This window comes from Pseudonocardia ailaonensis (assembly GCF_039531635.1).
GTDB classification, from domain to species: domain Bacteria; phylum Actinomycetota; class Actinomycetes; order Mycobacteriales; family Pseudonocardiaceae; genus Pseudonocardia; species Pseudonocardia ailaonensis.
In genome coordinates, this window is sequence record NZ_BAAAQK010000032.1 from 76,823 (window position 1) to 85,179 (window position 8,357).

Annotated in this window: 9 protein-coding genes and 1 pseudogene; 3 read left to right on the forward strand and 7 right to left on the reverse strand. The window is 71.0% G+C overall.

Features of this window, described 5'->3' with window-relative positions; translation table 11 throughout:
* Window positions 1-28: 28 nt before the first annotated feature.
* Together ABD324_RS36200 and ABD324_RS36205 are read left to right on the forward strand one after the other, a co-directional pair.
* The gene (locus tag ABD324_RS36200) at window positions 29-619 is read left to right on the forward strand and encodes an Asp23/Gls24 family envelope stress response protein (protein WP_344428089.1); all 591 of its coding nucleotides are present in this window, start codon (window positions 29-31) and stop codon (window positions 617-619) included.
* A 738-nt stretch (window positions 620-1,357) separates the two neighbouring features.
* Window positions 1,358-1,899 (forward strand): annotated as a pseudogene (locus tag ABD324_RS36205) (PP2C family protein-serine/threonine phosphatase).
* A gap of 5 nt (window positions 1,900-1,904) precedes the next feature.
* Here the strand turns inward: ABD324_RS36205 and ABD324_RS36210 are convergent.
* The 5 genes from ABD324_RS36210 to ABD324_RS36230 all read right to left on the reverse strand — a co-directional run bounded on the left by ABD324_RS36210 (window position 1,905) and on the right by ABD324_RS36230 (window position 5,382).
* Complete coding sequence (locus tag ABD324_RS36210; protein WP_344428092.1) at window positions 1,905-2,900, reverse strand: YihY/virulence factor BrkB family protein; 996 nt, start codon at window positions 2,898-2,900, stop codon at window positions 1,905-1,907.
* Between the two features lie 8 nt (window positions 2,901-2,908).
* On the reverse strand, window positions 2,909-3,451 hold the full coding sequence (locus ABD324_RS36215) for a hypothetical protein (protein ID WP_344428095.1): 543 nt from the start codon (window positions 3,449-3,451) through the stop codon (window positions 2,909-2,911).
* Window positions 3,452-3,533: 82 nt separating this feature from the next.
* Window positions 3,534-4,163 carry a DUF3618 domain-containing protein gene (locus ABD324_RS36220; RefSeq protein WP_344428098.1) on the reverse strand — a complete coding sequence of 210 codons (630 nt, stop codon included), beginning with the start codon at window positions 4,161-4,163 and terminating at the stop codon, window positions 3,534-3,536.
* Window positions 4,160-4,618, reverse strand: a complete 459-nt coding sequence (locus ABD324_RS36225; RefSeq protein WP_344428101.1) for a phage holin family protein — start codon at window positions 4,616-4,618, stop codon at window positions 4,160-4,162. The genes ABD324_RS36220 and ABD324_RS36225 overlap by 4 nt, the downstream gene beginning before the upstream one ends.
* Window positions 4,615-5,382, reverse strand: a complete 768-nt coding sequence (locus ABD324_RS36230) for a hypothetical protein (protein ID WP_344428104.1) — start codon at window positions 5,380-5,382, stop codon at window positions 4,615-4,617. Before ABD324_RS36230 ends, ABD324_RS36225 begins: the two co-directional genes overlap by 4 nt.
* Window positions 5,383-5,710: 328 nt before the next feature.
* Here ABD324_RS36230 and ABD324_RS36235 point away from each other — a divergent pair, with 328 nt between their 5' ends.
* The gene (locus tag ABD324_RS36235) at window positions 5,711-6,514 is read left to right on the forward strand and encodes a DUF2382 domain-containing protein (protein WP_344428107.1); all 804 of its coding nucleotides are present in this window, start codon (window positions 5,711-5,713) and stop codon (window positions 6,512-6,514) included.
* 35 nt (window positions 6,515-6,549) lie between these two features.
* On the opposite strand, the gene ABD324_RS36240 is transcribed toward ABD324_RS36235, so the two are convergent.
* The gene (locus ABD324_RS36240; protein WP_344428110.1) at window positions 6,550-6,876 is read right to left on the reverse strand and encodes a hypothetical protein; all 327 of its coding nucleotides are present in this window, start codon (window positions 6,874-6,876) and stop codon (window positions 6,550-6,552) included.
* Window positions 6,877-7,424: 548 nt separating this feature from the next.
* Window positions 7,425-8,072, reverse strand: coding sequence for a hypothetical protein (locus tag ABD324_RS36245; protein ID WP_344428113.1), 648 nt, complete (start codon window positions 8,070-8,072; stop codon window positions 7,425-7,427).
* Between the last annotated feature and the right edge of the window lie 285 nt (window positions 8,073-8,357).

Sequence of the window (8,357 nt, forward strand, 5' to 3'; positions counted from 1 at the left end):
TGGTGATCGCCTCGCCTGCGGTCGCGCGGTGGACGAGCTGATCGAGCAGGTCACTCAGGGTGAGGACGGGCTGGGTGAACACCGGAATCGGCATCAGCAGGGGTGCGTGCACTGCCAGGCCGCTTTGGCCGACTACCGTCGATTGTGGGCGCCGATGGCCGAGCTGGCGGCCGAGCCGGTGCCGTTGCCCAAGCAGCGCTTCGATGTTGTGTTGCGGCAGTTGCGGGAGCGGCTCGAGCGGCCGGACTACGCCCTGCTCGCCGGTCCTGACGGTGTCGTGCGGATCGCAGCACGAGTGGTCACGGCCACGGCGCGCAGGACCGCCCAGCAGATTCCTGGAGTTCGCGTGGCGCTCACCCGGCGGACCGGTCACCCCCTCGAGGGAGGAGGCCACGACCCCGGCCCGCGAGCCGAGGCAGGGGTCGCCGGCGCGCACACCGCTCTGGAAGTCATCATTGCTGCGGACTACGGGACCGACCTGCACGATCTGGCCGGGCGAGTCCGCAGCGCCATCACCGAGACGGTTACCGCCATCACTGGGCTGACTGTCGCCGAGGTCGCGGTCATCATTGACGACGTCCTCCCACCGCCCCCGGGCCCGCGCGGGACCATCTCATAATCCCTGCCTGATAGGCATGGTGTCCGCGCCGGGCCGGCGGCAGCGAGGGATGAGCGACGCTCTGAGGGCTGGCCGATAGAACGAGGGACCCGGCCGGGTGGCCGGGTCCGCGTTCGTCGTCCTGTCATTGATCCAGATGTTCGGGCGCTGTTCTGATAGACCACCATCCCGTTGTCTCGACTCGTCGCCGTCCCTGTGGCGTTCACGACGTTGTAACGTCCTCGGTGTAGTACTCCCACCGCGTGGTGTCAATATCGAGCTGGTGCGGGATGGCCGTCGGTCGATGTGTCGGGCGCCGAGTCGGTACTCGACACCGACTTCGAGGACGCCGTCCTTTCTCGCCTCTGATGGCTGCCTGCGCTGACCCGGGAGGAGTAAGCCCGTTAGGCAGAGCGTGATCTCGATGAGCCCGACGTGTGTCCCTGTCACAACAGAGGCGGCAGAGCCTCGGAATGTCAGGCTCTGCCGCGTCTCACCCTGTGCGCGACGTCGACAGTAGACTGTCGCCCCCTCGGGCTAGCCACCAGCAGCTTCGGCCGACGTCGTATCGGACCAACGACGCGAACCTGCCCTGGGCTAGGGACACCAACGGTCGTTCCTGCCCGAGCCCCCGCGGAGATCGAGGGCTTCGAGCTGGCGTCGCGGTACGTGGCGGGTGATCGCCGAGGCATCGTAGGCGGTGACTGGTACGACACCGTGCGGTTGCCGTCCGGAGCGTTGTTGCTCGTCGTCGGCGATGTGCTGGGCCGTGGGCTCGGAGCGGCGCAGACGACGATCCAGGTGCGGACAGCTCTGCGGGCCTACGCCCTGGAGACCGACGATCCGGCGGATCTGCTGGCCCGCTGGACCGTCACGTCCGTACCTTTCATCCCGGGCAGCTCGTCACCCTCTGGTGCGGAGTGCTCGATCCTGCCGACGGTCGGGTGCGGATGTCCTCGGCCGGGCACCCGCCACCGGTCCTCACCCGCCCAGGTGCCGGTACGGACCTCGTGGACCTGGCGCCCGGTGTCCCGGTCGGGGTCGCGTCGTCCGCGTGTCGTCCCGCGTCGGAGGTCACCGTCGAGCCCGGTGGTGTGCGGTGTGCCTACACCGATGGTTTGGTCGAGCGGCGCGGGTCCAGTCCGGGCGTAGGGCTTGAGCGACTCGTCGAGGTCGTCTCCACTGGTGCGGACACCGCGGACGGGTTGTGTGCACGGATCATGGCCGGGCTGGTCGGGGGCCGCCCGGCCGACGACGACGTCGCACTGCCGGTGATCCGCCGGGATCCGGTCGTCGCCTGACCCGCTCACGACTTTTGTTCGCGGTCTTCCTGCGATTCGTCGGCGACGGTGTCCGCGGCGGTCGCTCGGCGCTCGCCCAGCGGAACCGGTTCGCCCCGGGTGGTGTCGCGTTCGGTCTGGCGCTCGCTCTCGGCGTTGATCTCGGCGCCCAGTAGGACGATGTAGCTGGTCAGGTAGAGCCACAGCATGAGGACGATGACACCGGCGAGGGCGCCGTAGGTTTTGTTGTAGCTGCCGAAGTTGTCGACGTAGAGGCTGAACACGACGCTGCCGAGCATCCAGAGCAGGGTCGCTGTCACGGCGCCGACGCTGACCCACCGGAACCTGGGTGCATCGCGGTCGGGTGCCACCCGGTAGATCACCGCGAGGGCCGCCACGACCAGCGCGAGCAGCACGGCCCAGCGTACGACCTGGGCGGCGACGAGGCCGACGCCACCGAGTCCCAGCGCGTCGAGCAGCGCCGGCACGATGGCGACGAGGGCGACGGCGAGCAGCACGAACACGACCGCGCCGAGGGTGAGCAGCAGTGCGGTGCCCCGGAGCCGGAGGAAGCCCCGCGACTCGTCCTCGTCGTAGGCGAGATTGGTCGCCCTGATCAGATTCATCGTCCCGCCCGAGGCGCTCCACAGCGCCGCGAGCACGGAGACGACCAGGCCGACGCCCAGAGCGCCGGACCCGCTTGCGGTGACGGCGGTGAGCTGGTCGGTGATGATCGGGCGGGCCGTCTCCGGCAGCGCGGACGCGAGACCTTCGATCTGACCGGCGACCTGGGCGGGATCGGCGAGCAGTCCGTAGAGGGTCAGCGCGGCGATCAGGGCGGGGAACAGGGCGAGGAACGCGGCGAAGGCGACGCCGCCGGCCAGGATCGGCACGTTGTCGGTCTTGGCCTCGGCCCAGGCCCGGCGCAGGACCTGCCACCATCCCCGGGCGGGGATCGCGGTGGGGCTCTCCGCCTCCCGCCCGGGATGGGCTGCCGCTGTCGGTGCGTCTCGGTCGGTCACGGTTCGCCTCAGGCCGCGAGGCCCAGGGCCTTGGCCGGCCGGGCGAGCCGGCCGACGAGCTGCTGGACGGGGCGCTGCTGCTCACCGTGCACGGCGTTGAGCACGCCGAGGGCGCCGGTCAGTGCGGGGATCGTCCACTGCAGCAGGGCCAGCTGCCGCTGGGCAGAGGCCGCCGCGTCATCGGGGGCGTCGGATGCGGGTTCGGTGACGCCCCGGGTCGGCCGGCCCTCGGCCTGCTCGACCTTCTTGCCGAGCACCCTGCTGTAGGCCGTGACGCCCAGCGCGGCCGCGGTCAGGACCGATTTGGCGACAGTGGAGGCCAGGACGCCCTTCTGGGTCGCGACCCGGCTCTTGTTCGCGTAGCCGATTCCGATCGCGCCGACGAGGTGGACCCCGATGGAGGCGAGGTTGACTGGCGCCCACCTGGCCCAGCCGGCGTCGGCGACGCGGAGCCGCTCGGCGGGGTCGGACGCCTGGGCGGCGGCGCCGTTGAGGGCGATGGCGTTGGACAGGGTGCCGCCGAACCAGGCGGCCAGACCCAGGTCGTTCATGCTGCGGAGAAGCGTGTTTCGGGTGGTCACGAGAATGCTCCAGACGATCGGGGGAGGGTGGGCGTCACCGCCGGGGGACGGCTCAGCCGGAGGTGCTGCGACGGACCGTCTCGGCGGAGTCGGTTGCCTGGCCCCTGACCTGCTCGGCCGCGCTCCGACCCTGGTCGGCGACCGCCTGTCCGGCGTCCTGCGCCGTGGACCGAACGGCGTCGACGGCCTGGTGGACCGGCTCGGTCATGGTGTCCTTGATCTCCTCGGCGGCCTGCTTGGCAGCGTCGGCGAGCGGCTGGCCGAGCTCGCTCGCGTGCTCCTTGGCCTTCTCGGCGAGCACCTGCTCGCGGCGCGAGGCCGGGAGCAGCGACGAGACGAGCCAGCCGGCGCCGAAGGCGATCAGCCCGGCCGCGACCGGGTTGCCCCGGGCCTGCTGCCGCGCCTTCTGCGGGGCGTCCTGCACCGCCTGCGCCGCGCCGGAGGCGGAGTCGGACACGGTGCCCGCCAGACCGCCCGCGGCGTCGTGGGCGGTGCCTGCCGGGTCGCTACCCAGTACCGCATCCCGGACGCGGCCGGCCGTGGCCTTGGCGCGGTCGACCCGGCGTTCGACGACGCGGGCGGGGCTGACCTTGTCGGTGACGGCGTTGACGTCGGTGCTGAGCCGCGCCTGGGTCTGCTCGATCTCGCGGCGGAGGCGGTCGGGATCGTCGGGGGTGGTCATCGCGTGTCTCCTCGGTGGCCCCTGAGGGCGTCGGGTACCTGGCCGAGCGTGTCGACCGTGCGTTCGGGCTTGGGATGGACCTTGCGGAACGTGGAGCGACCACTCATGAACAGGACGGCGGCGACGATCGCCCAGAGGGCGCCGACGATCAGCGCGGCCCAGCCGGGATCCATCAGGTTCGACAACCCGGCCCAGAGGGCCAGGGAGAGGAACAGCACCACGAACCAGGCGGCGAAACCGGCGCCGCCGAAAGCGCCGGCGGCCTTGCCGGTCTTGGACGCCTCCTGCTTGATCTCCGCGCGGGCCAGCGCGAGCTCCTGCCGCATCAGGGTGGACAGGTTGCGCGTGACGTTGCCGACCAGGTCGCCGACCGACGCGGTGTCGGGCTCGCGGTCCGCCGCGTGGCGGGCGGTATCGACCGGATGCGCCCCGGACGGCGGTGGTGGGACCGTCATCGCGGGTCACCGGGGTACGGCTGCGTGCCACGGTGTTCCAGCTCGTCGACGTACTCGCCCACGGTGGTCGCTCCGGGGCGCGGGGCGTGAGCGGGGGTGCGTCCGGGATCGGTCCACTGTGTACCCGGGTCGGCCGGGCTCGGCGAGATCGGCGGAGGCCCGCCGGACGGCGCGGACGTGGGCGGGGTGCCCGACGGCACGGTGGTGGGGATGGGCGGCGCCGGGGGCGCGGCGTCCCGATTCGCGTCGATCGCTCCGCGGGTGAGCCGGCCTACCAACAGCCCGGCTGCCGCGGCGCCGATGAGGAACGAGCCGGGGCGGCGGCGGGCGAGCCCCCGGAACTCGTCGAGCAGGTCACCGGGTTCGCGGTCGCCGAGCCAACGCGAGGCGCCCTCGAGGCGCTCGGCGGCCTGCGCGGCCAGGTCGGCCGCGGGCCCGGAGCCGCCGCCGGCCATCTCCTGCAGTTCGGCGGCGAGAGCCTGCAGGCTCTCGCCGGCCCGCTGCTGGCCGGTGCGCGCCTGCTCGACGGCCTGGTCTCGGACCTGGGAGTAGAGGTCCTTCGCCTGCCGGCGTGCCTCCTGGCCCACCTGCGCCGCCTGGTCAGCAGCGGCATCGGCGACCTGTCGGCCCGCGTCGGCGGTGACCCTGCCGACGGCGGTCGCCTCGCCCCGGGTGGACTCGGGCACGGACAGGTCGGAACGGCCTTCGGCCGGGGGACTCACGGGGTCCGGTGCGGGCGGGGGCGAGTGGGTGGGTGACGTCATCGACGGCGCTCCTCGATCATTTAGGGGTGTGCGATCTCGACGGCATTACCCGGGTGGCGGGCGGTCAACCTGTTTCCGGGGCGTCAGGGCACGAAATTCGGCTGAATGGCAGAACGTGGGCCGGGAAGCGTGAGGAAGAGAACGAGTCCGAAAAGATCTCGGTGTGATCAGGTGTGAGCACCCGGATACGGGCTACTCGTGTTGCCGGCGCAAGCCGGGGGGCGGACCTGCAAAAATCTTGAGGCGCGACGTGTGAAGCCCCCCTCGGGCCGGCTACCTCTGTCGGGCACGAGCTGTTCCGGCTCGTCGCCCGAGAACTGGGGAATTCATGGCTGTGACGATTAGTGACCCTTCCGAGCTCCACGGAATGACCGTGATCGGTCAGGACGGTAAGAGGCTCGGAAAGGTCGACGGTGTTTATCTGGACAACGAGACCCAGCGGCCGGCATGGGCCGCGGTGAAGAGCGGCATGTTCGGCTCGCACGTCTCGCTGGTCCCGTTGGCCGCGGCCGACACTGCGGATGGAGACCTGAAGGTCCCCTTCGACGAGAACGCCCTGTCGTCGGCGCCGCACCACGATCCAGACCGCGAGCTCAGCGCCCAGGACGAGGTCGAGCTCTTCCGGCACTATGGCGTTCCCTACGGCGGCGAGGGCGTAACCGCGCCGGACGCGACCGATCGGCGCGCTGCCGGTACGGACCGCGGCCGGGTGGACACGGCGGTGGGGCACGACACGTCGGGCCCGACGACCGACGACGCGATGACGCGTTCCGAGGAGCATCTGCGGGTCGGGACCGAGACCACCGAGGTCGGCAGGGCTCGGCTGCGCAAGTACGTGGTGACCGAGAACGTGACGCAGACCGTGCCGGTCTCCCACGAGGAGGTGCGCATCGAGCGTGAGCCCGTCACCGGGGCCGACCTCGGCGACGCGGTCGACGGACCGTCGATCTCCGAGGAGGAGCACGAGGTCACGCTGCACGCCGAGCGTCCCGTCACCGAGGTCGAAGCGGTACCGGTCGAACGGATTCGGCTGGGTAAGGAGACCGTGACCGAGGACGAGCAGGTCTCCGGCGAGGTACGCAAGGAGCAGATCGAGACCTCCGGTGTCCAGGAGTCCGACCGCGACCGCTGACGATCCCCGGTGGGCGCGCCAGGCTCCGGGCCTCTCTAGGGAGTCACCACATTCGTGATCTTTGCCGTGGTGTCCGGGTCGGCCTTGAACTGGGCGAGTACTTGCGCGATCTTCTCGGCGCCGGCCTGGCCGGGCGGGTAGGGCGTGAACTGGAGCAGGATCTGGGACCAGTTCTCCGGGCCGCTGACGTCGTTGGCCCGCAGGGCTGCGGAGAGATCCGGCGCGGACGAGCTGTTCAGCGACTTGCGATCTACCTGGCCGGCGGGTCCCGGCGCGGCGCTCGAGACGCCCTGCGTCCCGGGCTGGTCACTGCCGCTGCGCGAACCACCGGCGCACCCGGCCAGCATCAACGCTGTGCACAAGCCGCAAAATCCCCTCACGAGACGACCGCTGTGACGGTTCATCGTTGGGTGCTCGGGTCGGGCCGGGATCCGGCCGCCGGCATCGGATCGACGCCGGTGGGGTTGAGTCGTTCGACGAGGAGACCTGGTGATGACAGTGAAGGTCAGCCCGGGATGGCGGAGAGCGCCAAAGGGGAGGAGGCCGGTCGCCGGTTCGGCGAAGAGGATGCCGGTCGGTAGGACGGGCCGATCCCGACGGCCGAGCGGAGGGATCATCGGACGCACGACTTCGTTCCCTGCCGGATCACGAGGGCGTGGGGAGGGAGGGACACGGCTACTCCAAGGACCGGCGCCCGACGATCGGAGACGGCGGTGCGATGCGGTGGATCGGGCTGGGCACGGGTGGTTCGCAGGAGGGCAGGATTCTGAGCCCACGGGCAAGGGCCGGACCCGTTCTCCGACCGTAGCCAGGTCATCGTCAACCCGCGCGGTGAACCGAGACGAGGCAGCAGGGGTTCCTATGATCCGAAGCGACTTCCTCGTCGCACAGTGCAGGACCAGGGTCGTGGTCATCCCGGGTCGGTGGTGAGGTGGCGGCGGGGATCGCTGTTCGCACGGGGCTCGGCGTCGAGCCAGCGGCGGAAGCCGCTCGGGTCTCGGCGTTCGATCTCGTCGAGCAGACTCTGCCGGACCGCTGCCACCTCGCAACGCCGGTCGGCCGGCAGATCCTGGAGCACCCAGTAGCTGCGTTGCCAGGCGAGGCAGAGCGCCGCGGTGCTGATCGGTCGCCGCGGGGCGCTGCTCCCGGGCGACGACAGCGATGTGGGAACTTGCCGCTCGGCCGCTCCGGACCGCTCCTCACCGGGTCGACGACGTTCGAGGTCGACCCTGGGGGTGACGAGCAGGGTGTACCAGCGGCGGTAGGTGTCGGTGCGCCGCCGAGCCAGGAGCCCCGCCACGATCAGCGCCGCGGTGATCACCGGCAACGCCGCAGGGCCCAGCAGCACGATCACCCCTGCGGTGACACCGCTGAGCGCGACCACGCTCGCGATCGTCGCGATCGTCGCGACGCGCAGGGCGAGACGGTCCTGCGGGCGGGCGGTGTGTACGAGCGCCGCGACGACGGGACCGACCAGCAGCAGCGCCAATATCCACAGTGTCAGTACGACCACCGGTGCTCCCAGGAGACCGATCCCGGTGAGTGCGAGGGCGATCATCGCGGCCGCACCTCGCGACGCCCGGGCGGCTGAGTGTCGGTCGAACACTCTGGGCTCCCTGGTCGGATCCATCTCTCGGGTGCCGACCGGGGTCACGGGACGTGTTTCGAGGATAAGCCGTGTCACCGGCTTCGGCCTCGTGAGATCGGTGCAGGACGCCGTGTCGCTCCGGGCTCACGCTTCCAGCTCGGGTTCGCGGTCGATCCCGGGCTCGGGTGGTCCGGGTCTGCTCGGGCTCGCTGGTGTGGACGTCGCCGGGTTCGGTGTGGGCGTCGGCCTCGCTGC

Excerpts from the sequence above, each read along its gene's own strand:
- ABD324_RS36215 (WP_344428095.1), bottom strand. The coding sequence starts at position 3,451 with ATGAACGACCTGGGTCTGGCCGCCTGGTTCGGCGGCACCCTGTCCAAC.
- ABD324_RS36220 (WP_344428098.1), bottom strand. The coding sequence starts at position 4,163 with ATGACCACCCCCGACGATCCCGACCGCCTCCGCCGCGAGATCGAGCAG.
- ABD324_RS36225 (WP_344428101.1), bottom strand. The coding sequence starts at position 4,618 with ATGACGGTCCCACCACCGCCGTCCGGGGCGCATCCGGTCGATACCGCC.
- ABD324_RS36230 (WP_344428104.1), bottom strand. The coding sequence starts at position 5,382 with ATGACGTCACCCACCCACTCGCCCCCGCCCGCACCGGACCCCGTGAGT.
- ABD324_RS36235 (WP_344428107.1), top strand. The coding sequence starts at position 5,711 with ATGGCTGTGACGATTAGTGACCCTTCCGAGCTCCACGGAATGACCGTG.
- ABD324_RS36245 (WP_344428113.1), bottom strand. The coding sequence starts at position 8,072 with ATGATCGCCCTCGCACTCACCGGGATCGGTCTCCTGGGAGCACCGGTG.